The organism is Schaedlerella sp. (genome assembly GCF_056796775.1).
Window position 1 is genome coordinate 89,438 of record NZ_JBQIKP010000002.1, and the last position, 25,425, is coordinate 114,862.

21 protein-coding genes and 1 pseudogene are annotated in these 25,425 nt (G+C 49.8%); 17 read left to right on the forward strand and 5 right to left on the reverse strand.

Translation table 11 applies throughout. The features are described 5' to 3' along the window. Positions 1-236: 236 nt before the first annotated feature. Together ACTOY7_RS01535 and ACTOY7_RS01540 are read left to right on the forward strand one after the other, a co-directional pair. A complete protein-coding gene (locus tag ACTOY7_RS01535) occupies positions 237-1,676 on the forward strand; it encodes a DUF234 domain-containing protein (protein WP_160282439.1) in 1,440 nt (479 codons plus the stop codon). A gap of 129 nt (positions 1,677-1,805) precedes the next feature. Beyond that, positions 1,806-2,174 (forward strand): metal-dependent transcriptional regulator, encoded by a 369-nt coding sequence (locus tag ACTOY7_RS01540; protein WP_160282440.1) that lies wholly within the window; start codon positions 1,806-1,808, stop codon positions 2,172-2,174. A 64-nt stretch (positions 2,175-2,238) separates the two neighbouring features. Here ACTOY7_RS01540 and ACTOY7_RS01545 read toward each other — a convergent pair whose 3' ends face one another. The 3 genes from ACTOY7_RS01545 to ACTOY7_RS21495 form a co-directional block, all read right to left on the reverse strand. Further along, positions 2,239-4,326 (reverse strand): heavy metal translocating P-type ATPase, encoded by a 2,088-nt coding sequence (locus ACTOY7_RS01545; protein WP_160282441.1) that lies wholly within the window; start codon positions 4,324-4,326, stop codon positions 2,239-2,241. Further along, entirely contained in the window at positions 4,327-4,668 is a 342-nt protein-coding gene (locus ACTOY7_RS01550) for a DUF6110 family protein (RefSeq protein ID WP_394683638.1), read from the reverse strand. 93 nt (positions 4,669-4,761) lie between these two features. Next, complete coding sequence (locus tag ACTOY7_RS21495; RefSeq protein WP_489744052.1) at positions 4,762-4,842, reverse strand: DUF6219 family protein; 81 nt, start codon at positions 4,840-4,842, stop codon at positions 4,762-4,764. Positions 4,843-5,150: 308 nt separating this feature from the next. Between ACTOY7_RS21495 and ACTOY7_RS01555 the strand changes: the two genes are divergently transcribed. The 5 genes from ACTOY7_RS01555 to ACTOY7_RS01575 all read left to right on the forward strand — a co-directional run bounded on the left by ACTOY7_RS01555 (position 5,151) and on the right by ACTOY7_RS01575 (position 10,152). Beyond that, on the forward strand, positions 5,151-6,143 hold the full coding sequence (locus ACTOY7_RS01555; protein WP_160282443.1) for a glycosyl hydrolase 53 family protein: 993 nt from the start codon (positions 5,151-5,153) through the stop codon (positions 6,141-6,143). Between the two features lie 163 nt (positions 6,144-6,306). Then, positions 6,307-7,032 (forward strand): response regulator transcription factor, encoded by a 726-nt coding sequence (locus ACTOY7_RS01560; protein ID WP_160282444.1) that lies wholly within the window; start codon positions 6,307-6,309, stop codon positions 7,030-7,032. A 210-nt stretch (positions 7,033-7,242) separates the two neighbouring features. Next, complete coding sequence (locus ACTOY7_RS01565; RefSeq protein ID WP_482670331.1) at positions 7,243-8,163, forward strand: ABC transporter ATP-binding protein; 921 nt, start codon at positions 7,243-7,245, stop codon at positions 8,161-8,163. Beyond that, positions 8,163-8,963 (forward strand): hypothetical protein, encoded by an 801-nt coding sequence (locus tag ACTOY7_RS01570; RefSeq protein ID WP_482670332.1) that lies wholly within the window; start codon positions 8,163-8,165, stop codon positions 8,961-8,963. Before ACTOY7_RS01565 ends, ACTOY7_RS01570 begins: the two co-directional genes overlap by 1 nt. 163 nt (positions 8,964-9,126) lie before the next feature. Next, on the forward strand, positions 9,127-10,152 hold the full coding sequence (locus ACTOY7_RS01575) for a sensor histidine kinase (RefSeq protein ID WP_482670333.1): 1,026 nt from the start codon (positions 9,127-9,129) through the stop codon (positions 10,150-10,152). A 41-nt stretch (positions 10,153-10,193) separates the two neighbouring features. Here ACTOY7_RS01575 and ACTOY7_RS01580 read toward each other — a convergent pair whose 3' ends face one another. Then, a complete protein-coding gene (locus ACTOY7_RS01580; RefSeq protein WP_300886359.1) occupies positions 10,194-10,322 on the reverse strand; it encodes a hypothetical protein in 129 nt (42 codons plus the stop codon). Between the two features lie 365 nt (positions 10,323-10,687). On the opposite strand from ACTOY7_RS01580, the gene ACTOY7_RS01585 reads away from it, so the two are divergent. Then, a complete protein-coding gene (locus ACTOY7_RS01585; RefSeq protein WP_160282448.1) occupies positions 10,688-11,896 on the forward strand; it encodes a glucose-1-phosphate adenylyltransferase in 1,209 nt (402 codons plus the stop codon). Beyond that, positions 11,890-13,029 (forward strand): glucose-1-phosphate adenylyltransferase subunit GlgD, encoded by a 1,140-nt coding sequence (glgD, locus tag ACTOY7_RS01590; protein WP_160282449.1) that lies wholly within the window; start codon positions 11,890-11,892, stop codon positions 13,027-13,029. Before ACTOY7_RS01585 ends, glgD begins: the two co-directional genes overlap by 7 nt. A 283-nt stretch (positions 13,030-13,312) precedes the next feature. Here the strand turns inward: glgD and ACTOY7_RS01595 are convergent, their stop codons facing one another. After that, positions 13,313-14,149, reverse strand: a complete 837-nt coding sequence (locus tag ACTOY7_RS01595; RefSeq protein ID WP_482670334.1) for an alpha/beta hydrolase — start codon at positions 14,147-14,149, stop codon at positions 13,313-13,315. A 126-nt stretch (positions 14,150-14,275) separates the two neighbouring features. Here ACTOY7_RS01595 and ACTOY7_RS01600 point away from each other — a divergent pair, with 126 nt between their 5' ends. From ACTOY7_RS01600 to ACTOY7_RS01635, 8 genes and pseudogenes are all read left to right on the forward strand, one after another. Beyond that, on the forward strand, positions 14,276-15,811 hold the full coding sequence (locus ACTOY7_RS01600; RefSeq protein ID WP_482670335.1) for a nitrite/sulfite reductase: 1,536 nt from the start codon (positions 14,276-14,278) through the stop codon (positions 15,809-15,811). Positions 15,812-16,031: 220 nt separating this feature from the next. Further along, positions 16,032-18,005 carry a methyl-accepting chemotaxis protein gene (locus ACTOY7_RS01605; RefSeq protein WP_160282568.1) on the forward strand — a complete coding sequence of 658 codons (1,974 nt, stop codon included), beginning with the start codon at positions 16,032-16,034 and terminating at the stop codon, positions 18,003-18,005. A gap of 453 nt (positions 18,006-18,458) precedes the next feature. Further along, positions 18,459-19,100: a D-lyxose/D-mannose family sugar isomerase gene (locus tag ACTOY7_RS01610; protein WP_300885085.1), complete on the forward strand. Its 642-nt coding sequence runs from the start codon at positions 18,459-18,461 to the stop codon at positions 19,098-19,100. An 82-nt stretch (positions 19,101-19,182) separates the two neighbouring features. Beyond that, positions 19,183-19,419, forward strand: a pseudogene (locus ACTOY7_RS01615) (YciI family protein); the annotation flags it as partial. A gap of 379 nt (positions 19,420-19,798) precedes the next feature. Continuing rightward, positions 19,799-20,716: an Rpn family recombination-promoting nuclease/putative transposase gene (locus ACTOY7_RS01620; RefSeq protein WP_300885086.1), complete on the forward strand. Its 918-nt coding sequence runs from the start codon at positions 19,799-19,801 to the stop codon at positions 20,714-20,716. Between the two features lie 444 nt (positions 20,717-21,160). Further along, the gene (locus tag ACTOY7_RS01625; protein WP_160282570.1) at positions 21,161-21,616 is read left to right on the forward strand and encodes a MarR family winged helix-turn-helix transcriptional regulator; all 456 of its coding nucleotides are present in this window, start codon (positions 21,161-21,163) and stop codon (positions 21,614-21,616) included. A 53-nt stretch (positions 21,617-21,669) separates the two neighbouring features. Further along, a complete protein-coding gene (locus ACTOY7_RS01630) occupies positions 21,670-23,499 on the forward strand; it encodes an ABC transporter ATP-binding protein (RefSeq protein WP_482670336.1) in 1,830 nt (609 codons plus the stop codon). Further along, positions 23,499-25,403, forward strand: coding sequence for an ABC transporter ATP-binding protein (locus tag ACTOY7_RS01635; RefSeq protein ID WP_482670337.1), 1,905 nt, complete (start codon positions 23,499-23,501; stop codon positions 25,401-25,403). Before ACTOY7_RS01630 ends, ACTOY7_RS01635 begins: the two co-directional genes overlap by 1 nt. Positions 25,404-25,425 lie beyond the last annotated feature (22 nt).

A 25,425-nucleotide genomic window follows, 5' to 3' on the forward strand; every position in this document is an offset into this window, starting at 1 on the left:
AATAAGCACACAGAATAACGATCAGAAAAAAGAAGATGACAATGTACTGTTTTATTTACAAGGTCAATAAGGTTACTATTCACAGTCACTCAATAAGCAAAAATACAAGAATAGTTTCTTGACTTTTTTACTATAGTATACCATAATAAAGTTAGATGTAATTTACTTATTTGTAATTTAGTTAATCATAATACAGCAATTTTAAAACTGAATAATATAAAAGGTGAGGTGGCAGGATGTTTATCGGAAGAGAACGGGAAATGGGGACGCTGGAGAGGCTGTATCAGAGTGACGCCTTTGAGTTTGTTGTGATCTATGGAAGAAGACGGGTCGGCAAGACAACTCTGATCAGTGAGTTTATCAAGGACAAAAAGGCTGTTTTTTACCCGGGGATTGATTCCAATGAGAAGCAGAACCTGGAGATCCTGAGCGCCAGTATCATGTCTGTCTTTACGGGAGTGGAGATTGGGACCGTGTTCCGGGATTTCAATGAGGCACTGGAGCTGATCTACCGGATGTCGAAGGATGAGCGGGTCATACTTGTGATTGATGAATATCCGTACCTGGCGAATTGCTACGGCGGGATTTCCTCACTGCTGGCATCCTTTATTGATCACAAGTTTTTGAAATCCAAATTGATGCTCATTCTGTGCGGATCCTCCCTTTCTTTCATGGAGAACCAGGTACTGGGTTACCAGAGCCCGCTGTACGGGAGAAGAACCGCGCAGATGAAGCTCCGGCCGTTCACATTTGCCGAGTGCGGCAGATACTACCAGTATTTTGATAAGGAGGATCTGGCTCTGGCTTATGGGATTACAGGGGGGATTCCGCTGTATATGTCGAAGCTGGATGACAGAAGGTCAATGGAGGACAATATCAAAAGCAATTTTTTTGAAATGTCGGCGTATTTGTTTGAGGAGCCGGGGAACCTGATCAAGCAGGAATGCCGAGAGCCGATGCAGTATAACGCGATCATCAAAGCCATTGCCACCGGATCCAGCAAGATCAGCGAGATATCCGGTGCTTCCGGATTGAACGACACGGGGGCGACCAGCAATTATATTTCCAAGCTGATGTCGATCGGCATCATTGAGAAGGAATTTCCATATAAGGCGGAGCACTCCAGAAAGACAATCTATAAGCTGTCAGACAGCATGTTTCAGTTCTGGTATCGTTTTGTTCCGGCGAACCTGTCTCTGATCGGACAGGGGGCCGGGGACAGGGCGTACCAGCGGGTAGAGAAGCAGATCCCAGCATACATGGGGTTCGTGTTCGAGGAGATCTGCAAGCAGTATCTGTGGCAGGAGAATCTCAAAGGAAACCTGCCGGTTGACTTTCAGGATATGGGCCGATGGTGGGGCAATGATCCGGTGGAGAAGCGGCAGACAGAGATTGATATCCTTGCGGATAATGAGGAGGGCGAAGCCATCTTTGCAGAGTGCAAGTGGAGAAATGAGCTGACCTCGGAAGCGGAGCTGAAAGAACTGCAGCACCAGAGCGCATTGTTCCATTATAAGAAAAATGTGCTGATCTTGTTTTCGAAAAGCGGTTTTACGGTCGGATGCCGGGAGCTGGCAGAGAAGTGGGGGAATGTGCTGCTCATCCGGTTTGAGGATATGGAGTGGGATAACGCATCCAGCCCATTGAAAAGCATACTCGATATAAAATATTCTTGACAAAAACGGTCGGTATCAAGTATAGTAAAAATAGTTAGCGGTCACTAACGAAATGTGACCGCCTCTTTTCTGAATAGAAGTTAGGCGAAGCTAATAAAAATTAGCAATGACATCACGGGGCGATGGAAAATGAAACAAAAAAAGACCGTAGAAGATTATCTGAAAGCAATTTATACGATTTCAAAACGGAAGAAAGTGCACGGCGCCGACATAGCCGATCAGCTGAAGGTTTCCCGCCCAACGGTTTCGGTTGCGCTGAGGGCACTGTCAGAAGAAGGATATCTGTTTCTGGATGATAAAACGCGTGAGGTGCATTTGACAGACAGGGGAAAAGAGATTGCCGGGGAGATCTATGAACGGCACGATACGGTCCGGAAGCTTTTGACCGGGTTCGGAGTAGATGAGGAGACGGCAAGCGCGGATGCCTGCGAGATAGAGCACCTGATCAGCGCGGAAAGCTATGAGGCATTTAAGGCGCTGATCAGGAACAAAAAGTAACATTTCTGTTCTGAACGGCAATACAGAAGCTGGTACAAAATCCATTGCTAATTACACAATGCTGTCAGGGTCTGTTTTCCGCCAGCAGGTTCTGCATGCTCTGCAGACTGATCCCCAGAGTGGACAGATTATGCAGGGTCGCGGAAACTGCAGGCTGCAGGATTCCGCTGATTCCCAGCAGGATCAATACGGTATTGATTCCAACAATCTGCCGGTAATTATGCCGGATACGCCGAACCAGAGCATTGCTGAGGAGTTTTAAGGTCACCAGATCATCCAGCTTATCGGCGGATATGGTAATGTCCGCAATCTCCCTCGCGATTTCCGCTCCGTCGCTGACAGCGATCCCTACGTCCGCCGCAGAAAGTGCGGGAGAATCATTGATACCGTCGCCGACCATCACCACTTTTCTTCCGGCAGCTTTTTCTGTTTCAATAAAGCGTGCCTTATCCTCCGGAAGCACCTCTGAGTCATATGTATCGACACCCACTTTTTCCGCTGCCGCTGCCGCCGTTCGTTCACTGTCGCCGGTCATCATGACGGCCTTTTTAAAGCCGGCCTGTTTCAGGGCCCGTATGACCGATGGGGCTTCCTCACGCAGTGGATCTTCGATGCAGAGGACTGCGGCCAGCCGATTCTCAACGGCGAGATACAGATGAGAATACTCCTTCGGCAGATCTGCAAAACGCGCTTCATATCCTTCGGGGATCCGGCATTTTTCATCTTCAAATACGAAATGCGCGCTGCCGATGACCACTTTTTTCCCGTCAATCTGTGATGAGATCCCATGCGCTACAATATATTCTACATGGGAATGCATTTCCTCGTGGTCCAGCCCGCGTTCCTGCGCGGCCCGGATCACCGCCTTTGCCATGGAATGCGGAAAATGCTCTTCCAGGCAGGCCGCGGTTCTGAGCAGTTCATTTTCATCCCATTCGCAGAAGGGAACTACCATTTTCAGGGTAGGCCGGGCTTTTGTCAGCGTTCCTGTTTTATCAAATACAATGGTCTCGGCCTCTGCGATGGCCTCCAGGTATTTGCCGCCTTTTACGGTGATCCGGTGGGTTCCTGCTTCCCGGATGGCGGATAAAACGGCGATTGGTATGGCAAGCTTGAGCGCGCAGGAAAAATCGACCATCAATACAGCCAATGCCTTCGTCGTATTTCCCGTGACAAGCCAGGTAAGCCCGGTTCCGGCAAGGGTATAAGGAACCAGTCTGTCGGCCAGCCGGGCCGCCTTGCCTTCCAGGGAGGACTTTAGCTTTTCCGATTCTTCGATCATGGCGATGATTTTTTCATAACGGGTCGCGCCCGAGGTATGGCGAACCTCTATTGTAAATTCGCCCTCTTCCAAAACCGTGCCTGCGTACACATAGCTGGAAATCCCTTTGTGCACAGGCAGAGCTTCTCCGGTCAGAGAGGACTGGTTGACCATTCCCTCTCCTTCCGTTACACTTCCGTCAAATGGGATCACATTTCCCATATGTACTACGACCTGACAGCCTGGGGAAATCTCTTTCGGGTCAACCAGCACCTCTTGACCATCGGTTTTCAGCCAGACCTTCCGGACGTTGAGGGACATGCTCCGGGCCAGGTCGTTCACGGACTTTTTGTGGGTCCACTCCTCCAGGATCTCGCCGATGCCCAGCAGGAACATCACCGATCCGGCAGTCTCGGTATCCCGGCGCAGCAGTGAGACCATGATGGCCGCGGCATCCAGTACGGATACATCCAGGCTGCCTCTGAAAAGACTGCGGATCCCCTTACGGATATACCGCCAGGCTCTGACGGCAGTCCATACCGCGCGCGCCGGGGAGGGCAGGAACAGTTTCGTACATATACGACAGAGTATCTGGCTGACCAGTTTTTCCTGATAGGCCGCATTCAGCTCCCGCCCGGAATGAATGGGTGCCGTCCCGGATACTCGGGCATTTTCCATTTGATAGAGGCGCAGGATATGGAGCAGCGCGTCCCGGTCACCGGTATAATAGATGGCCGCGTCCGCAGTGCGCTCATAGACCTTTACGCGGGTGATGGACGGGATGGCTTCCAGATAGGCCAGCAGACAGTCCGCTTCACGGCAGGTCAGCCGGGCGGCATGAAGATGGATGCGGAGCCTTCCGGAGATTTCATGCTTGATTATAAATTTCACTTATTCCGCCTCTTCCTTATAATTCATTGCCGCTTCCGCCGCTTTTACAACACTTTCCGCAGAACCGGCATCTTTTCTGTGCTCATCGTTCACGATACAGGACGCCTCCTCATCGGCGCGCTCCTCATTGATCTGCTTCGCTTCGGCCAGGATATCCTCTGCGTTTTCCTGTACCGTAGTTACCGTATCCAGGATACAGTCCTTCGCCCGCAGTACGGCCGCGGTACAGTTTGTATATACTTTTTTTGCGTCTCTCCCGGAGAGCGCCTTGATCCCTGCCGTTCCAAATAAAACTCCACCTGCAAATAAAAATACGTTTTTCATCTTCAAAATATCGCTCATAATTTTCCTCCTGCTGTAAGTAGATTATTTTGTCCTTGAGATTTCGCTGTATGCGGAAAGAGTACCGGCGGCAAGCTTCCCACATCATTTCATTTACTTATGCTCATAGCCGGTATAAAATACCATGACCATACAGAAAACGGCTGCCCATGCCCAGAACCTGTGCTGCTTCATGTGTTTCACCTCATTCTTTCTGTCAGATTTTATTCTTTCACATTATATGTGGCGGAGCTGCGGTTAGTCAAACGTAATAGCAGGCTGTCAGTGTGTGACATGTAACCCATGATTCCCGTTATTGACGATAATTGTGCCGTCTTTATTGCCATTTACTTGGGAATTATCTATAATAACAGAAAAGGAAATTAAGTATGAAATAGCAAGAAAAAAGTAATGAATGTCATTTGCCGATGATAGAACAAAACCGGCGGCAGCTTATGAAAGGACAGGAAACACAAAACAGTGAGAGAAAGGAAATATGCAATATGAAAAAAATGATTTACGGTGTAGACTTGGGCTGGGCGAGCCAGTTAGAATCCATGGGCTACCGGTGGCTGGATGAATCCGGAAAGGAGACGGATCTCCTGGAAGCCACTAAGGAGCTGGGCGCAAATGCGGTTCGGCTGCGTATCTTTGTCAATCCTCCCAGGGAGGCCTTCTGGCAGAAGCAGGAGGATGAGACCTGCATGCTGGGATTCTGCGACGCGGCGCATGTCGTTCAGATGGCTGAACGGATTAAGAAGAGCGGCATGAAGCTGATGGTGGGCTTTCACTACAGCGACCACTTTGCTGACCCGGAGCATCAGGACATTCCGGAGGAATGGCTGGATGACAGCGATCCGCAGCTGGAAAAGCGGATCTATGAGCGCACCAGAGAGGTGATGCTCCTGCTCGTGGAGCACGATGCCGCCCCGGACTGGGTTCAGGTGGGCAATGAGATCAACAACGGGATCCTGTGGCCAAGGGGAAGCCTGAAAGAAGCGCCAAGGCAGCTGGTACGTTTTCTGAACGCCGGCTATGACGCGGTCAAGGAAGTGTGCCCGGAAAGCCAGGTGATTACCCATCTGGCATCAGTGTTGAATGACGATCTGTGTATGCCCTTTCTGGAAAATTTTTTTGCGGAAAAGGGAAAGACAGATATCCTGGGATTTTCTTATTATCCGTACTGGGAGCAGTTCGAGAGTGACAAGGACGTGCTGTCGACTAAGCTGAAAGAGTATACGCGGAAATATCATAAACCGGTGATGATCGCAGAGGTCGGCGGCCTGGATCATGACGAAGAGGGAACCTACAAGATCGTGTCGGACTGCATCGGGGCAATGCGGGAGCAGGAAGGACAGGAAGAATGCGGCGTCTTTTACTGGGAGCCGGAGGTGACTGCGGCGATCCTGCCGGACGCCTATCCGTTGGGCGCGGCGAAGCTGGCGGGGGAGAAAACGCTGCAGTATACGAAGGCGCTGCGTGCCTATCTATCATGAGTATGCATAAAAAAGGCTACACGCTGGAACAGATTGCAGATGTGGCAGAGATCATGGAGCTGAAATAACCTGCGCTTTAAATCAGAATTGTACTTTTTTCTAAAGTCATTTATAATATATTCTAAAGCTGCGGATATCGAAACTGATTCAGGAGGTGCTTACAATGCGGGATACCGGGAAAACCCCCCGTGTTTTGATCGTGGAAGACGATGCGGACATCAACCGTCTGCTCTATAAAATCTTAAAGAAAAACGGCTATGTCCCGGAGCAGGCATTTTCCGGGACGGAGGCCAGGCTGCTGCTCCAGGCCGGAGTCTATGACCTTCTTCTTTTGGACTTAATGCTTCCGGGAATGACCGGGGAGGAGCTGCTGGATTATATCCGCAGGGAACGCAGGCTTTCCATTCCGGTCGTGATCTTATCCGCCAAGGGAAGCCTTCATGACCGGGTAGAGCTGCTTATGGACGGAGCGGATGATTACCTTACCAAACCTTTCGAACCAGAAGAGGTCCTGGCCCGTGTCTGCGCGGTTCTGCGCAGATGCGGGACGGAACAGCTGAATACAGTGTCAGACAAGAAAACAAAATCGTATACCTTCAAGAGCCTGGCCGTATATCCGGAGGCGCGTCAGGTTTTAGTAAAGGATACAGAGATCCCTCTGACTGCCCATGAATTTGACATATTACTTCTGCTCATCCAGAATCCGGACAAGGTTTATTCCCGGGAAAACCTGTACGAACAGGTGTGGAAGGGCGGATACTACGGGGAAGACAATACGGTCAATGTCCATGTCAGCAACATCCGTAAAAAGCTGGCCAAGGCAGATCCGGATGAGGAATATATCCAGACGGTTTGGGGAATCGGGTTCAAGATGAAACGCGGTATATAAGGAATAGCTTGCTCAATAAGCATAAGCGGATCGGAGTAACGGAGAATGTATATGACGGAAAACAGATTTTGGAAGTGATTGTATAGTATGATGTTTAAAAGCTCCTTTACGATTTCTTTAATCTTTCTTGAGGACAAATTAATCCTCCGGCTGCTATGATTCCATATGTAGACGGAAGATGTTCAGGAAAACAGAAAGGAGTCGAGAGACATGAACGAAGCAGTCATTGAAGCCAGAGACATTACCAAACAATACAATGATCTGACGGCCCTGGATCATGTGGATCTTACCGTCCACCGGGGCGATATCTACGGATTGATCGGGGACAACGGCGCCGGAAAATCCACATTTTTAAAGCTGGTCACAGGACAGATCTTTCCCACAGGCGGCTATATCCGCCTCTTTGGAAAGGAGGACGAAAAAGCAATGCAAAAAAGCCGTTCCCGCATGGGCGCTCTTGTGGAAAATGCCGGATTTTTCCCGAAAATGAGCGTGGAAAAGAATCTGGAATATTACCGGATTCAGCGCGGGATTCCGGGAAAGGACAGGGTGGAGTCGGTGCTTCACACGGTCAATCTTCTGGAAAAAAGAAGGGTAAAATGCGAAAAGCTGTCCATGGGGATGAAGCAGCGCTTCGGCCTTGCCCTTGCCCTCTTAGGGGAACCGGAGCTGCTGGTGTTAGACGAACCGATCAACGGTCTGGACCCAAGCGGCATCATCGAGACACGCGCGCTTCTGCAGAGGCTGAACCAGGAAAAACGGATTACCATCATCCTGTCCAGCCACATCCTGTCGGAGCTGGAGCAGATCGCGACAGTATACGGATTCATGAGCCATGGCATTATGCTGGAAGAGATTTCCGCAAATGCGCTCTATGAAAAATGCGCAAACTACATTGACCTTCGCCTGTCAGAATCAGATAAATATGCAGCCGTCCTGGAAAAGGAGTCTCCGGATACAACATACCGGATTCTGCAGGATGGAACCGTACGGATCACCAATCCCACGGAGGAGCCAGCCCGGTACGGACGCCTGGCATATGAGCACGGGATCGGCGTGCAGGGACTGGATAAGCATCACATGTCCCTGGAGGATTATTACGTCAATATCAAGAACAGGGGGAAATTATAATGGCAAATTATATGAAAAGCGAATTTTACCGGATCCTGCATGGAAGGACGATCTACTTACTGACCCTAGCGTTGACATCGCTCCTGGTTCTCATGAATGTGGTGCTGTTTCTGTTTATGACTTATGCGCCCGGATTTTATTATGGAACCGTGCGCTTTTCCCTTATCTGGCCGATCTCAGATATGCAGGCATTCTATATCGGCGGTTTTCTGGTCGTGATGCTTTTGTCCTCCGATGAATATAAAAACGGAGTCATGAAAAACGCGGTCGCGGGCGGAATGAACCGGATCCACATTTTCATCGGGAAATGCATCGTATACGGAATCGTTGCCATGATCAGCGCGGCCGTGATCCTTGCAGTCTATATTTTAACCACGTATGCTCTTCTGGAAGCGGATTTTTCCGTGCCTCTGGAATCCACACTTCCATTAAAAGTGCTGCTCACAGGCGCGGCGGCAAATTTACCGTTTTCATTGGCTTCTGTGGTTCTGACCGTGGCGCTGAACCAGATCTTTCAGAAGGAGATCCAGGTGAGCATCGGCTGGGCCTCCGTGACGTACCTGATTCCGCTGGCCGTTCGCCTGTTGGGAATGCAGATTCAGCCGTGCGCCCGGATCGCCAGCTGGCTGCCATGGAATTTTCTGAGTACAGAAGTGAGCGTGGCATTTGGCAGTATGCAGATGGATGCCCTCTGGATGCATCCGGAAGGATTTCTGAAAGAAATGATCGTAGGCGCGGTTGGAATCCTTCTGTTCGGCGCGGTTGGAATCTGTGGGATCCGCAAGAAAGATATTTCCTGATTGAAATGCAATGTGACGGCCGTGGGGTGTGAGTTTTGTATGCAAGATTTGTCCATCTGTACGGCTGCTCCTTGGAGCATCCATCCGTACAGGTGTAAATGTTTTGCTCAAATGCTATTGAAGGAATATGCAAAATTGCTTTGATCCGAGGTGAATGCAAGAAATGTTTGGAATTGTTCTGGCAATCGCGGTCTACGCCGCGTTTTACTGCGGTATACGTTATACACGGCTGAAACGGAGCATACGGGAAATCAATAAAGACCTTGCGGATATCACGCGGCAGATCGAAGAAAACCGGATCCTGAAGCTGCATGCTTCCCAGCGTGAAATGGAAGAACTGCTGGTCACGCTCAACCAGACTCTGGAACAGATCCGGGCGGAACGCATTTCCTGTGAAAAGCGGGAGCGGGAATTTCAAAGGCAGCTGGAGGATATCAGCCATGACCTGCGTACCCCGCTGACCGCCATTCAGGGTTACTTAAAGCTCATCGACCGGGAAAGCCTGGACAGCGAAGAGCAGGAATATCTGGAAGTGGTTCGGCGCAGGTCTGCGCATCTCCAGCATTTGATCAACCAGTTTTATGAATTTTCCACACTGGTTTCCGGCAATATAAAAATGGAACTGCAGCAGGTGGACCTGGCCCGCATGTGCCGGGAGCAGGTGCTGGGGTATTATCAGCAGTTCGAGGACGCAGGCATTGAGGCGCAGATCCACATCCCGGAAAAACCGGTTTTCATTCAGGCAGACGAAAACGCACTGTCCAGGATCATCGGCAACCTGCTGCAGAATGCGGTCCGCTATGCAAAGGATCAGCTGACAGTGGAGGTCAGGGAAGCAGAAAGTCCTGTACTGATCTGCAGGAATGACGCGGAGAACCTGACCGGAGAGGATGTACGCCGGATGTTCGATCGGTTTTACACCGGAGACCGTGCCAGAAGCCAGGGCGGAACGGGACTGGGGCTGGCGATCTCACGCCGGCTGGCAGAGCAGATGGGCGGAAGCATGACAGCGGAATGCGGGAAAATGGACGGTGATATATCCGGAGAAGATCAGACGCGGTACGGCGGAATAGAAGACGGCATTATGAGTGGAAATGGAGCAGACAACAATCCGCCAATGCAATGCGTGCGGCTGACGATAAAAACCGTGTTTCAAAGTGGAGAGCTATATAATTTCAAAAAGGTGTAAAGTTCCATCTGATTCGTGAAAAACTTTACACCTTGCTGCATTTACTTTGCATCTTTTTGCTTGGCTTCTGCGATTACTTCATTGATAAGCTCTAAAGCCTTATCCTTGTTGTCGCTTTCCAACAGTGCTTTTATGGAAAGCAATACCGTTAAAAGTTCTAATCGTGTCATCTAATCACCGCCTTTTTCTTAAAATTCGTTCATATTGCAATTGCAGGATGCCTTTGCTGTATTATATCAAAAGGAAATTTTGGTGTAAAGTCTATATTCAGTCGATAATAAAGTTACTATGATACAAAATTAGAACTGGATATTTTTAGTAGTATTCCCTTAAAAAGCATCAGTGCGAGATAGAAAAATTGGCGTGGCAAAGGTATTGAAAAAAGAACAGAAAAAGAACGGAAAAGGACTACCTATTCTCCGAAATTTGTGCTACAATTTATTTACAATTTTGTAACGATCCGGAACGGCAGACCTGTCTGGAGCCTGCTGTCCCGAGCCGCTGCATAATATTAAAAAAGAATAGGGGATAAGATATGGCAAAAGAAATGATTGCAATGCTTCTTGCCGGCGGTCAGGGTTCACGTTTGTATGCCCTGACGCAGAATCTGGCAAAACCTGCAGTTCCTTTCGGCGGAAAATATCGTATCATCGACTTTCCGCTGTCGAACTGTGTAAACTCCGGCATTGATACTGTCGGCATTCTGACCCAGTATCAGCCGCTCGTTCTGAATGAGTATATCGGCAACGGCCAGCCGTGGGATCTGGACCGTCTGCACGGAGGAGTCCATGTGCTTCCGCCGTATCAGCAGGCATCCGGCTCTGACTGGTACAAGGGAACCGCAAATGCGATATACCAGAACATTTCCTTCATTGAGCGTTACGATCCGAAGTACGTCATCATTCTGTCAGGAGACCAGATCTGCAAGCAGGATTACAGCGATTTTCTGAAGTTCCACAAGGAAAAAGGCGCGGAATTCAGTGTCGCTGTTATGGAAGTGCCGTGGGAGGAGGCTCCTCGTTTCGGCCTAATGGTAACGGACGAGAACGACAAGATCACGGAGTTCCAGGAGAAGCCCAAGAATCCGAAGTCCAACCTGGCTTCCATGGGTATCTATATTTTCAACTGGGATGTACTTAAAAAGTATCTGGTAGAGGATGAAGCAGATCCCAATTCCGAAAATGACTTTGGAAACAACATCATTCCGAATCTTCTGCGCGACGAGCGTACCATGTATGCATATCGTTTCAGCGGATACTGGAAGGATGTAGGAACTATTTCCTCACTGTGGGAGGCCAATATGGAGGTTCTGGATCCGGAGCACAGCGGCATCGACCTGTTTGACGAGAACTGGAAGATCTACAGTCGGAACAGCGGTATGACCGGCCACAAGATCGGCGCGGACGCGGTGGTAGAGGATTCCATGATCACTGACGGATGCCGGGTTGCGGGAGATGTGAAGCACTCCATCCTGTTCGCGGGCGTTAAGGTAGAGCCGGGCGCGAAGGTAGAAGACGCCGTGATCATGGGCGGCAGTGTGATCAAATCCGGCGCGGTGGTAGAGCACTGTATCGTAGCGGAGAACGTCGTGATTGGTGAGAACGCCAGAGTCGGAGCTATGCCGAGCGGCGGTGAGAACGGAGTAGCGACCGTTGGCTCGGGCGTAGTGATCGGGGACAATGCGAAGATCGGCCCCAATGCCATGGTCAATCATAATGTAAAGGACGGTGAAGAGCAATGGTAAATTCAAATGCAGATGTATTGGGCATCATTTTCCCAAATAGTTATGACGCTTTAGTACCGGAGCTGGTGACGGACCGTCTGATGGCTTCCATTCCGTTTGCGGGACGTTACCGCATGATCGACTTCATTTTATCCAGTATGGTGAACAGCGGGATCGACAATGTTTCCATCATCGTGCGCCAGAATTATCATTCCCTCATGGACCACCTGGGTTCTGGGCGTGAGTGGGATCTGACCCGCAAGAACGGCGGTCTCAATATTGTACCTCCGTTTGCTGAGAAGAATGTAAAGATCTATAACGGACGCGTGGAAGCGCTGGCAAGCGTGTTAAGCTTCCTGCAGCACCAGAAGGAAAAATACGTGGTCATGTCAGATGCCAATATCGCGGTGAACTTTGATTTCTCCGCATTTCTGGATGCCCATATCCAGAGCGGCGCGGACGTGACGGTTGCCTATACGGAGGAGGAGCTTCCGGAAAGCGCGCTGAAGGCTGAGACGGATAACAAGGCTTTGTATTATACATTGGATCTGGAAAAGAACCGTGTCAACAATATCAAGATTAATTCCCGGTCCAGCGGAATCCAGAATTTCTCGATGAACATTTACGCGATTGAGAGAGAACTGCTGATCGACCAGATCAGACAGGCTTCCGTGCGCGGCTATGTATATTACGAGCGGGATATCCTTTCACCTCACCTTGTCACCCTGAACGTGCAGGGCTACAAGTACGAAGGCTACACCGCGCGGATCAGCGACATGGGAAGTTATTTCAAAGAGAATATGAAGATGCTGGATGACGCAAATGTGGACGCGCTGTTTGCAGATCCGATCTACACCAAGATCCGTGATGACAACCCGACCAGATACATACCGGGCTCCAAGGTGAAAAATATCATGGCGGCTGACGGCTGTGTGATCGAGGGTGAAGTGGAGAACAGCATCCTGTTCAGAGGCGTGAAGGTCGGCAAGGGAGCGAAGGTGAAGAACTGTGTGCTCATGCAGGATACCGTGGTTGAAGCAGGGGCAGATATCCAGTTTGTGATCTCCGATAAAAATGTAGTGATCTCCGAAGGGAAGGAACTCAAAGGGACAGATACATTCCAGGTATTTGTAGAAAAAGGAAAGACTGTATAAGAAACCTGAAGTCTTTTACCCTGCTATTAGATACAGACGGGCTGAATAAATTCCAACTGTACGGTTGGATGCTCTAAAGAGCCTCCAACCTACTCATCCATTCGCAAAAACCGAGCTTACGCACTCTAACGTCTGCTAACGCAGCCGCTTTTTGCTCATTTATGAGTAGGTTGCTAATCCAAAATCTCAGTTTTATTGCAATAAATTGCATAAAACTGAGATTTCGGATTGCAACCGTACAGTTGGAAAAAACTCAGGCAGCTATTTGGCCTCCGCGTTACAGTCAGATTCCAACATTTCCGCTGTTCACCCCTGCTCCCGCATCTTCTTCCAGCGGTAGCCAGTCGATCACCTTCTTGATATACCGGTTCCAGAAATCCCACTCATGGGCACCAGGCCCTTCCTCATAAGTCACATCCACCCCGGATGCCTGCAGCCAGTCACGGAAGTCCCGGTTGGGTTCCAGCAGGGAATCCTCTACGGCGCATGCCATATATATTTTCGGAAGATCAGCCTTTTCTTCCAGAAGCTTCTTCACCAGCCATTTCGGATCTTTATCGCTGTCCTTTACTTTGGACAGATCCCCGAAAAAGCTTTCCGCAAAGTCCCTTCTTTCGATAAAGAACGGCGCGTCATTGGTACGCTCTTCCAGCCCGTCGATGAGCATGGCCGAAGAGAGACCCGCGATACAGCCGAAGGTATCGTGGTATTTCAGACCGTTTCGGATCGCGCCGTATCCGCCCATGGACAGTCCGGCGATAAAGGTATCCTCCCTCCTGTGGGAGAGCGGGAACATCTTCCGGGTGATCTCCACCAGTTCCTGTCCGATCAATTCCCCGTAGTAATTGTGGGAAGCCTCCTGGTCCACATAGAACATATTGTCGCCGGACGGCATGACCACAGCCAGATCCTTTTCCTCCGCCCATCTCTGGATATTCGTACCAGATACCCAGTCCGTATAATTCCCGAAAATGCCGTGCAGGAGATATAAGGTCTTGAAGGGCTTCTCTTCCCGCCGCGGCATCCCCGGAAACGTGAGCTTGTCCACCGGAAGGATGACATGGAGCGGAACTGTCCGCATCAGTGATTTTGACAGAAAATTTACTTGTATCAGTGCCATTGCTATATTTCCTCCTTGTCTTTTTGCTATACTTTATTCTAACAGAAAATTTGTGGAAAAACTAACTTTTTTTGACTTGTTTGGGCGGACGTTCGGGTATACTATATATAAAAAGGAGGATAAAAAATGGAACAGCTGTTACAGGAATTTAAAAATGATCTCACCGACTTCCGTGAGATGACGAAAAAATTTTATGCGGGCGAAGTCAGCCAGAAGGATTACAAGGGATTCTCCGGCGGCTTCGGAAGCTATGCCCAGAGGGGCGGCAAGGTGAGCATGCTCCGTCTCCGCCTGCCGGGCGGGAGGCTCCCAAAGGAAAAGTTGAAATTTGTGGCGGATATTATTGCGCAATATCAGGTGAAACGGGTTCATTTTACCACATGCCAGACCATCCAGCTCCACGATCTGAGCGAGCGGGATGTCTGTGAGATCATGGAAAAAGCATTTGACGCAGGGATCATCACAAGGGGCGGCGGAGGGGACTTCCCGCGAAATGTCATGGCCTCTCCGCTTTCCGGCGTAGAGAGGGGAGAGTGCTTCGACGTGATGCCCTACGCGATGGCGGCATCCGATTATCTGCTGGGCTTCATCAAGAAGGTGAAGCTGCCCAGGAAGCTGAAAGTGGGATTTTCCAATTCCCCGGCCAATGAAACCCATGTGACCTTCCGCGACCTGGGCTTCGCGGCCAGAGAGGACGGCACATTTGACGTATACAGCGCAGGCGGCCTTGGAAATAACCCTTTGATGGGAGTAAAGGTAGCGGAGCAGGTACAGCCGTCAGAAATTTTGTATTACATCAAGGCAATGGTGGATACCTTCCTTGCCCACGGTAACTATGAAAGCAGAGCCAAGTCCCGGACCCGCTATATGCAGGCGGAGCTGGGGGCGGAGGGTTATAAGGCGGCCTTTCTGGAAATGCTGGAAAAAGCCGGGGAGGAGGACTTAAAACTCGCCGTGCAGGAAACCCCGGTGGAGAAATCCGCGGATGGCACGAGGGTTTCCGGAAACCGGATCATCGCTCAGAAGCAGAACGGCCTGTATGCAGTCCGCTATCATCCGGTGGGCGGCGTACCCCGTCCGGAAAAATTTGCGGAATTGTATGCCGCGGTGGAACCGATGGAGGATGTGGAGCTGCGGATTGGACCGGATGAGGAGATCTATATCATCAACCTGACCGGAGAGGAAGCGGAGAAGATTCTGGCAGTCACCTCCGACAGCGCGCGAAACCTGTTCGAGACCTCCGTAGCCTGTATCGGAAGCACCGTCTGTCAGATCGGACTGCGGGATTCACAGGGGGCGTTAAAAGCAGTTCTCGACGAAGTGGAAAAATACCATTTCAGGGACGGCGTACTGCCGCGGATCCACATTTCCGGCTGCACCTCCTCCTGCGGCACCCATCAGATCGGAACTCTGGGATTCCACGGCGGTGTCAAGAGGATCGACGGCGCGGCGGAACCGGCGTTTACCTTCCATGTCAACGGTTCAGATACAGAAGGAAGGGAACGGTTCGGAGAGCAGTGGGGAATGATGCTGCAGAAGGACATGCCTGCATTTTTCGCAGAGCTGGGACAGGCGGTAGAGGCAGAGCGGACCACCTATGAAAAATGGTTTGCCTCCGATCCGGAGAAGCTGCGGAAGATTGCAGAGAAATACCTGCATTGAAGAGAAAAAACGCAGCATTCAGGCGCATGTGAAAGTCAGGATGAAAACAGGTGCTACAGGGCGCGCCTGGTCTATGTGAGACCTGTAACAAACAGGCGAAAAATATGGAAAGAACTGTCAGAATCCAGTTGACAAACCGATAGTAGAATCCATATAATATCATTGGTGATATGATTTGTGGTTCACTAAGGAACAAGCAAAAACAGGAGGTAAAAAAGAAATGAAAAGCATTCGGACAAAAATCACCCTCTGTTTGATGGTGACGGTTCTGGCTACACAGCTCGCTGTAGGCGCGTCCAGCATTACCCTCAATTACAACAGCACCATTTCGACTGTGGACCAAATGATGAGTGAGACTGCAACTCTGGCGGCAGAGCGTATTGAACAGGAGCTGTCTGCCTACAAGAATGTCGCTATGGACACAGGCTGCATCGCGCAGCTGCTTGACGAAGAGGTTCCATTGGATGAAAAGCGCTCCATCATTGATGAAAGAGCCAGCATGCACAATTTCCAGAGGGGGAATATTGTGGGCGCGGACGGCATCAGTATCTTCGATGGAAATGATTATTCCGACCGCGAATATGTCAGGCAGGCCATGCAGGGCAATGTCTACGTATCCGAGCCGCTGATCAGCAAGGTGACGGGTGAACTGTCGATCATGGTGGCGGCGCCGATCTATGAAGGAGGAGAGAAGAGTGCCGGGATCGCGGGAGTCGTTTACTTCGTGCCTAACGAAACATTTCTGAATGACATTGTTTCCTCGATCAGTGTCAGTGAGAACAGCCGGGCCTATATGATCAACAGCACCGGGGATACCATTGCAGACACCACACTGGAGACCATTACAGTCCAGAATATTGAAAATGAGGCGCAGAGCGATTCTTCCTTAAAGGAATTGGCAGAGATCCACGCGGCCATGCGGGAGGGCAAGAATGGCTTCGGAAGCTACAAGAGTGGAAAGAAAGGGATGTTTGCGGCTTATGCTCCGGTAAACGGTACATCCGGGTGGAGCGTGGCAGTGGTTGCCCCGAAGTCGGATTATCTTTCTTCCATGTATTTTGACATTGCGGTCAATCTGGTGATGATGGTGCTTGCTATCCTGGCTTCCATCTTCGTGGCCCTGCGGCTGGCGAACAGCATCGGACGGCCTATGAAAGCATGCGCGGAGCGTATGCGCCTGCTGGTAGAAGGAGATCTGGAATCTCCGGTTCCGGAAGTGGTCAGCAGGGATGAGACCGGCTTGCTGACGGAATCCACGGCAGAGCTGGTAAACGGCTTATCTGCCATTATCCATGACATCGGCTATCTGCTGAAAGAGATGGCAAATCAGAATCTGAATATCCAATCCCGGAACAGGGAGGCATACGTGGGGGATTTCCAGAGTATTCTGGTTTCCATGCGTAACCTGAAGGTAGAGCTGAGCGATATCCTGCGGCAGATTAATGAGTCCGCAGACGAGGTATCCAATGCCAGCGGCCAGGTGTCCTCCAGCGCTCAGAATCTGAGCCAGGGATCCGTGGAGCAGGCCAGCTCTGTACAGCAGCTGGCGGCGCAGATGAGTGAGATATCCGGTCAGGTGAAGAACACAGCGGCGGGCGCGCTGGATGTCCGTCAGCAGACTCATCATGTGGGAGAGGCTGTATCTACCTGTAACAGCCAGATGCAGGAGCTGATGAATGCCATGACGCGGATCCACTCCAGTTCAGATGAGATCGGAAAGATCATCAAGACCATTGAGGACATTGCGTTCCAGACCAATATCCTGGCATTGAACGCGGCAGTAGAGGCGGCCAGGGCAGGCGAAGCGGGCAAGGGCTTTGCGGTTGTGGCAGACGAGGTGCGCAACCTGGCGAGCAAATCCGCGGAGGCTTCCAAGAATACGTCCGTGCTCATTGCCCATTCTACAGAGGCAGTGCAGACAGGGGCCGAGATCGCGAAGAATACGGCGGAAGCCCTTGGAGAAGTTGTAGCAAGCATCCAGTCCATGGTAGAATCCATTGACCAGATCGCGTCAGTGTCCAACGACCAGTCAGACGCGGTTCAGCAGGTCAACGACGGGATCAACCAGATTGCTACGGTCGTACAGAGCAACAGCGCTACGGCGGAGGAAAGCGCGGCGGCCAGCGAAGAGCTTTCGGCAGAGGCTGTGGGCTTGAAGCAGCTGGTAGACCGGTTTACATTTGCAAAAAAATAAAACCGAATACATAGTCAAGGCGGAGGGGCTGTCGGGAAATAACGACTTATACCCCTTATAGGTAAGAAAAAAATAGTCCGGTAAAAATTCAGGCTTTCTCAAGGCCCTGGATTTTTACCGGACTGTTTCTTTCTTTTAGCAGTACTTTCCACTGCCTTTGGAAGGCGGTATAAAATTAGTATGTATCGGTTAATATAATAAAGTGTACGGTGAGGTTAATGAGAGCTCCCCGCCAAAGACACGCTGGAAAACAATGCTGCCTGCTCCGTACAGGGGAGCAGCATTGCCGATTGCGGAAGGCAGGATTTTAATGTGTTTGTATCCATGGTTCAGCATATGTGAATTCATATATTCTTCCAGCTCAGGAATAAAACGGTTGATGAACGTAGAATCAATATCTCCCAGTATAAGGATATCTGGATCATAGCTATTGGCTACAGCAACGATCAGAGAGTGCATCAATATCGTTTTGCAGTGCCGGAATTTGCCCAATGGGATATTGATACTTGGAAAAAGAAAGGAGAAGAATGTAAAGAAATCAAAGACAATAAGCTTGGATGGGATATTACGGATTTTGGCTTAGGTGATTTTGACAAGGTTGGTTTTGCTCTTTTTACTATCAGAAATGGAAATATCCAGATTCCGGATAAATATCCGAAGCCATATGCTGAAAAACTGCTGATGATGTATGAAGGCCAGTCTGCCGCAATGCACTATCATTGGAATAAAATGGAAGATATAATTAACCGCGGAGGTAATGACCTGTATTTGAAAGTGTATAATGGAGACGCGGACGGAAATAAACTGGAAACGGATGTTGAGGTTCATGTGGATGGATGCTGCTATAGAGTGCCGGCAGGGACTTCTGTATTGCTGAAGCCGGGGCAGAGTCTCACTATTTATCCTTATATGTACCATGAATTTCATGTTCCGAATACCGGAGGATTTGTATTGATCGGTGAGGTTTCTATGTGTAATGATGATGACAATGACAATTATTTTTATGAGTCGGTCGGAAGATTTCCAGAGATTGAAGAGGACGAGAAACCATACCGTCTTTTGTGTAACGAGTATGATAAGGTCAATACGTTTTAGACTGATCAATAGATACATAATTATAAAATAGTACTATATTTGGTACTCAAATTTGAATAGTTAGACTGCTGACAAAGCTGAACATAACAGAGCAAGGCATGTAGAGAATCTGAGAAAACTGGATGCCGAAGGGAAAATTGAGCTTTGCGGCCCTTTCAAGGGGTATCCCGGAGTTGCCGGCATGGTCATTTTTAAGACCCAGAGCTATGAGGAGGCCGAAGCGCTGTGCAAGCAGGAACCGCTTGTTGCCGAGGGGTATGCGTCCTATATTCTGGCAGCTTTGCAGGTGGCCGACAAGGACAACAACTATTTGTTATAAAAAATGCCAGCTGTGCGGGCCTTGCCGCATGATTTCCCGCTGCTGTGAGCACCCGGTCAGGGGCTGAACAATAACCGCCTGGCCGGGGGCTCCCGAACAAGCCCATTTTTTACTTGACACATTCCTTAAATCGCTGCTATAATACACCTACATATCAGGGAAAAATCTTTATTCATCCATTTATTCAAAGATACAAATCTAAAATTTATCAATGGAATCCCCAGTATGGAAGTCACAATGAAATAAATGTTTCGTATTACATTGGAAGAGACGGCGTGGCTGCTAAGTAAGCGGAAGAGCACTTTTGTTTACAATGAGATCTTTAGTCAGAAAACACTTGCATTTTCTCTCCAATGTCATACAATGGAAAGGAGACAAGATGAAAAGAAAACTGGAACAACTAAATTTACTGGACGATTTTTTGTTCGGCAGCGTATTGTCTTATCCGGAAATCGGGGAAGAGTTCTGCAGAAGGATTTTGAAAATCCTGCTCAATGTGGATATGGACAGACTGCATGTAGTCCCTCAAAAGGTCTATTATGGCTCGGATACGGATCAGCACGGCACAAGGCTGGATGTGTATATTGAAGAGACCGGAGGGGCAGGGACCGTTTACGATGTAGAACCGGACAAAAATGACAGCGTTGAGCTGAAACGCGCATTACCCAGGCGGGTCAGGTTTTATCATTCCAAGATCGACGGAGGGAGTCTGAAAGCGGGGAACGATTACTCAAAGCTAAAGCAGGTGATTGTTTTGATGATTATGCCCTACGATCCGTTTGATAAAAACCGGATTTTATACACGATCCGCAGAACATGTGAAGAGGAGCCGGATATGGATTACGATGACGGGGCGGCAACCTATTTCTTTTATACAAAGGGAAAAAAGGGGGAACTGTCAGAAGAGGCGCGGAAGCTTCTCCGATATATGGAGGATTCCCGCGGAGACAATGCGGATAGCGCCCTGCTTGAGGATATCCACAAAATGGTAGAGACGGTCCGGCACGACAAGGAGGTGTCTTTAGAGTATATGAAGGTATATGAAAGAGAGCGGATGATTGAGAGCCGTGGAGAAGCAAGGGGAGAAGCAAAAGGTAAGATCAAAGGTGAGATACTGGGAGAAATGAAATTTATTCGAAATATGTCAAAGTCTATGAAGCCGGATAAGATTTCAGAATCCTCCGGGCTGGATCAGAAGTATATTGAAAAAATCCTTGCCTACATATGGAAATATCCTGAGGAAACGGATGAGGCGGTTGCGGACAGGATACTTGCTGCCGGGAAAAAAGAGGAATGACAGAAGCATAATTGGTCAGACAAGGGAGAACAGCATGTGTCTGATCCTGGTCAATCATCATACAGATGGATCGGGATCAGGCACATGTTGTTTATGCATACGCATGCAGATTGTCCTCCAATAGAAAAGAAAAATAAAATTTGGTTCGATTTTGTTATGGAGTTACTGTGAATAGTAACGTTATGGAATTTCGTTTTGAAAAAAAGTCTTGACATTTTTTTGAGTGAAGTGATAAAATACATTTTGTGAAAAAAGTTTTATATACGAACAATTTGTTGTGCAAACAATTGCTAAATCAAACAATCAGCGACGTGAACAATTGAAATCGTATCCAATCAGTGCGGCAAAACCGCAAGTACATGATTTTGTAAAGGAACAGATCAAAAAGACAGCAGCCATATCCCAACGAAGAAGGATTACGCTGCAAACCAGGAGGTGAGTAGAATGTGTAAATCATGCAGTATCAACGATCAGGTTGGATTTGAGATTCACCGGACGGGGCATATGATGTCCCGGAGGTTGGAGGCTCGGGTGAAGGCGGAGGGTGTCGATGAGGTGACGCTGACCCATGGATGGATCATCCGTTTCCTCTATGAGAACCGGGCGAAGGAGATTTTTCAGAAGGATATTGAGAAGTATTTTCTGGTGGGCAGATCTACAGTGACAAACAGTATACAGCTCATGGAGAAGAAAGGGCTGGTGCGCCGGGAATTTGTAGAGTGCGACGCAAGGCTGAAAAAAGTGCTTCTGACGGAAAAGGGAATCCGCGCCCATGAGACCATCGAGGCAATGATCGCGGAGATGAACTGCGGACTGCTGGACGGAATTGACGAAAAAGACGTAGGGACGTTTCTTAAAGTCATCCGCAGGATCAAGGAAAATATAGAACAGCAAAAGTAATAACATGAGCAATAATAAGAGCAATAACAAGAGCAGCAAGAAGGAGGAGCCTAATGATCAGGACTTTATTAAGCGAAGTAAAAGAGTATAAGAGAGCGTCCATCGTGACACCTTTGTTCATGCTCCTGGAGGTTTTGATGGAAACACTGATTCCGTTTCTGATGGCATCCATCATTGATGACGGCGTTAACGCGGGAGATATCGGGCACATTTACAGGGTGGGCGGCCTCATGGTGGCTGCTGCCGCGGTGGGCCTGTTTGCCGGAATGGCAGGCGGGCGGTACGGGGCAAAGGCTTCCGCCGGATTTGCAAAAAATCTGCGGGAATCCATGTTCAACCACATCCAGACATTTTCATTTGCAAATATTGACAAATTCAGTACAGCCGGGCTGGTGACCCGTCTGACCACAGATGTGACCAATCTGCAGAACGCGTACCAGATGATCCTGCGGATGTTCACCAGAGCGCCGGCCAGCATGATCTGCGCAATGGTTATGGCATTCAATATCAACGCAAGGCTTTCCAGCATTTATCTGGCGGCAGTTATTATCCTGGGTGTAATCCTGTTTTTCATCATCCGCCATGCCACCGGATTTTTTCAGCAGGCATTTCCAAAGTACGATGAGTTAAATGCCTCTGTCCAGGAAAATGTATCCGCGGTCCGGGTGGTGAAGGCATATGTGAGGGAAGAGCAGGAAACAAGTAAATTTCAGCGGGCAAGCCAGAACATTTACAATATTTTCGTAAAAGCGGAATGCAACGTGATCGTAAATGCGCCGCTGATGATGTTTACGGTGTATACCTGCATCATCCTGATCAGTTGGCTGGGGGCGAAAATGATCGTCAGCTCGGCACTGACTACAGGCGAATTGATGAGCCTGCTGGCTTACTGTATGAATATTTTAATGAGCCTGATGATGCTGTCCATGGTATTTGTCATGATTTCCATGAGTATGGCCAGTATCCGGCGTATTTCCGAGGTGCTTCATGAGACCAGCGACCTGGACAATCCGGCAGAGCCGGTCTATGAGGTGAAGGACGGGAGCATCACCTTCCGCCATGTGGATTTCGCCTATAAAAAGGACAGCGCCGAGCCGGTTCTCAAGGACATCAATCTGGAGATCCGCTCCGGTGAGACCATCGGGATCATCGGGGGCACCGGCAGCGCCAAGACAAGCCTGGTCAACCTGGTGAGTCGCCTGTACGATGTGACGGACGGGGAAGTGCTGGTCGGCGGAAGAAATGTTAAAGAGTATGATATGGAGTCGCTGCGGAACCAGGTGTCGGTGGTGCTGCAGAACAACGTGCTCTTTTCAGGAAGTATTTTGGAAAATCTCCGGTGGGGCGATCCAGACGCGTCGGACGAGGAATGCGAGGCGGCCTGCCGGCTGGCCTGCGCGGATGAATTTATCCAGAGATTTCCGGACGGGTATTATACCCATATTGAACAAGGCGGAAGCAACGTGTCCGGAGGGCAGAAGCAAAGGCTCTGCATCGCCCGCGCCCTGCTGAAAAAACCGAAGATCTTGATTTTGGACGACAGCACCAGCGCTGTGGATACGGCCACGGACGGCAAGATCCGCCGGGCTTTCCGGGAAGAGATCCCGGATACCACGAAGCTTATTATCGCGCAGAGGATTTCCAGCGTGCAGGATGCGGACAGGATCATCGTTATGGAGGAAGGCCGGATTGACGGCTTCGGAACCCACGAAGAGCTCCTGGCGCAAAATGAAATTTACCGGGAAGTCTTCGAATCCCAGACCCAGGGCGGCGGGGACTTTGATGAACCATCCGGAGAGGCTTCGGAGGAAAAGGCCCGTGAAAGATCCGGGGAAGCTTTGGACGAAAAGGGACGTATTGAAAGAAAGAGAGGTGAAGCCTGATGCCAGGACCGATGAACAGAGGCCCCAGAGGTATGAAGCCCCAGGTAAAGAACCCGGGAAAACTTCTGGCACGGCTGATGAACTATGTTTTCCGGGACTATAAGATTCATTGTATTTTCGTATTTATCTTTATTTTCCTGGGCGTGATCGCCAATGTACAGGGAACCATGTTTACAAAAAATCTAATCGACGATTATATCACTCCGTTTCTGCTGACGGATTCGCCGGATTTTTCACCCCTTGCCCATGCCATCGGCAGGGTGGCTGTATTTTATGGGGTGGGGATTGTTTCCACCTATGCGTACAACCGGATCATGGTCACGGTGACCCAGGGTACCCTCCGGGATATGCGGAATGAACTGTTTGCCCATATGCAGAAGCTTCCGGTGAAATATTTTGACACCCATGCGCACGGCGATATCATGTCGGTTTATACCAATGATATCGACACGCTGCGGCAGATGATCAGCCAGAGCATTCCGCAGATCATCAACAGTGCGTTTACCGTGGTGAGCGTCTTTGTCAGCATGGTGATCCTGAATATCCCATTGACCATCGTCACCTTGATCATGGTAGGATTGATGCTGTTCTGTTCTCAGAAGTCGGCCGCAAACAGCGGAAAATATTTTCTGGAACAGCAGAGGAACTTAGGGGCGGTGAACGGATTTATTGAGGAAATGATGAACGGCCAGAAGGTGGTCAAGGTCTTCTGCCATGAGGAGGAGAGCAAGAAGGAGTTTAAGAAGCTCAATGACCGGCTTTTCGTAAGCGCGGACCGGGCCAATACATTTGCCAATTTCCTCGGCCCCATCAATGCCCAGCTTGGAAATATCAGCTACGTGATCTGCGCCATCGTCGGCGGCATCCTGGCCCTCAACAGGGTGGGCGGCTTCACGTTGGGCGGGCTGGCCAGTTTTCTGACTTTCAACAAGAGCTTCAGCATGCCCATCAACCAGGTCAGCCAGCAGTTGAATGCCATCGTCATGGCTATGGCAGGGGCGGAGAGGATCTTCCAGCTCATGGATGAACCGGAGGAGGCCGACGCAGGCTATGTGACCCTGGTCAATGTGACCGAGGAAAATGGGGAACTGAAAGAGAGCAGGAAGCGCACCGGAAGATGGGCCTGGAAGCATGTCCACCAGGCGGATCAGTCCGTGGATTATGTGGAGCTTACGGGAAATGTTGTCTTTGACGGTGTGGATTTTGGATATAACGATGAGAAGATCGTGCTCCACGATGTAAAATTATTTGCAGAGCCGGGACAGAAGATCGCCTTTGTCGGTTCCACCGGGGCAGGTAAGACCACCATCACCAACCTGATCAACCGATTTTATGACATTCAGGACGGGAAGATCCGGTACGACGGCATCAATGTCAACAAGATTAAAAAAGCTGATCTGCGCCGTTCTCTGGGGATCGTGCTGCAGGACACCCATCTGTTTACCGGGACGGTGAAGGAAAATATCCGTTTCGGCAAGCTGGACGCTACCGAGGAAGAGATTGTGGCGGCGGCAAAGCTGGCCAATGCGGACGGATTTATCCGAAGGCTGCCCAATGGGTATGATACCATGCTCACCGGGGACGGGGCGAACTTAAGCCAGGGACAGCGGCAGCTTCTTGCCATTGCCAGGGCGGCAGTGGCAGACCCGCCGGTACTGATCCTGGATGAGGCCACAAGTTCCATCGACACCAGGACGGAGCGGATCATCCAGGAAGGCATGGACCGCCTGATGAGCGGACGGACCACATTTGTGATCGCCCATCGGCTGTCAACGGTACGCAATTCGGACTGCATCATGGTATTGGAGCAGGGCAGGATCATCGAACGGGGAACACACGACCAGCTCATCGAGGAGCAGGGAAAATACTATCAGCTATACACAGGAAATGCTATCAGTGCATAAGAAAAATCGGGGCGAAACGGGA

Bases quoted from the DNA above. Each gene is read 5' to 3' on its own strand.
- ACTOY7_RS01595 (WP_482670334.1), bottom strand. From the start codon at position 14,149: ATGGCACTGATACAAGTAAATTTTCTGTCAAAATCACTGATGCGGACA.
- ACTOY7_RS01620 (WP_300885086.1), top strand. From the start codon at position 19,799: ATGAAAAGAAAACTGGAACAACTAAATTTACTGGACGATTTTTTGTTC.
- ACTOY7_RS01605 (WP_160282568.1), top strand. From the start codon at position 16,032: ATGAAAAGCATTCGGACAAAAATCACCCTCTGTTTGATGGTGACGGTT.
- ACTOY7_RS21495 (WP_489744052.1), bottom strand. From the start codon at position 4,842: ATGAAGCAGCACAGGTTCTGGGCATGGGCAGCCGTTTTCTGTATGGTC.
- ACTOY7_RS01550 (WP_394683638.1), bottom strand. From the start codon at position 4,668: ATGAGCGATATTTTGAAGATGAAAAACGTATTTTTATTTGCAGGTGGA.
- ACTOY7_RS01575 (WP_482670333.1), top strand. From the start codon at position 9,127: ATGTTTGGAATTGTTCTGGCAATCGCGGTCTACGCCGCGTTTTACTGC.
- ACTOY7_RS01560 (WP_160282444.1), top strand. From the start codon at position 6,307: ATGCGGGATACCGGGAAAACCCCCCGTGTTTTGATCGTGGAAGACGAT.
- ACTOY7_RS01625 (WP_160282570.1), top strand. From the start codon at position 21,161: ATGTGTAAATCATGCAGTATCAACGATCAGGTTGGATTTGAGATTCAC.
- ACTOY7_RS01555 (WP_160282443.1), top strand. From the start codon at position 5,151: ATGAAAAAAATGATTTACGGTGTAGACTTGGGCTGGGCGAGCCAGTTA.
- ACTOY7_RS01600 (WP_482670335.1), top strand. From the start codon at position 14,276: ATGGAACAGCTGTTACAGGAATTTAAAAATGATCTCACCGACTTCCGT.
- glgD (WP_160282449.1), top strand. From the start codon at position 11,890: ATGGTAAATTCAAATGCAGATGTATTGGGCATCATTTTCCCAAATAGT.
- ACTOY7_RS01570 (WP_482670332.1), top strand. From the start codon at position 8,163: ATGGCAAATTATATGAAAAGCGAATTTTACCGGATCCTGCATGGAAGG.
- ACTOY7_RS01635 (WP_482670337.1), top strand. From the start codon at position 23,499: ATGCCAGGACCGATGAACAGAGGCCCCAGAGGTATGAAGCCCCAGGTA.
- ACTOY7_RS01540 (WP_160282440.1), top strand. From the start codon at position 1,806: ATGAAACAAAAAAAGACCGTAGAAGATTATCTGAAAGCAATTTATACG.
- ACTOY7_RS01585 (WP_160282448.1), top strand. From the start codon at position 10,688: ATGGCAAAAGAAATGATTGCAATGCTTCTTGCCGGCGGTCAGGGTTCA.
- ACTOY7_RS01580 (WP_300886359.1), bottom strand. From the start codon at position 10,322: ATGACACGATTAGAACTTTTAACGGTATTGCTTTCCATAAAAGCACTG.
- ACTOY7_RS01535 (WP_160282439.1), top strand. From the start codon at position 237: ATGTTTATCGGAAGAGAACGGGAAATGGGGACGCTGGAGAGGCTGTAT.
- ACTOY7_RS01630 (WP_482670336.1), top strand. From the start codon at position 21,670: ATGATCAGGACTTTATTAAGCGAAGTAAAAGAGTATAAGAGAGCGTCC.
- ACTOY7_RS01565 (WP_482670331.1), top strand. From the start codon at position 7,243: ATGAACGAAGCAGTCATTGAAGCCAGAGACATTACCAAACAATACAAT.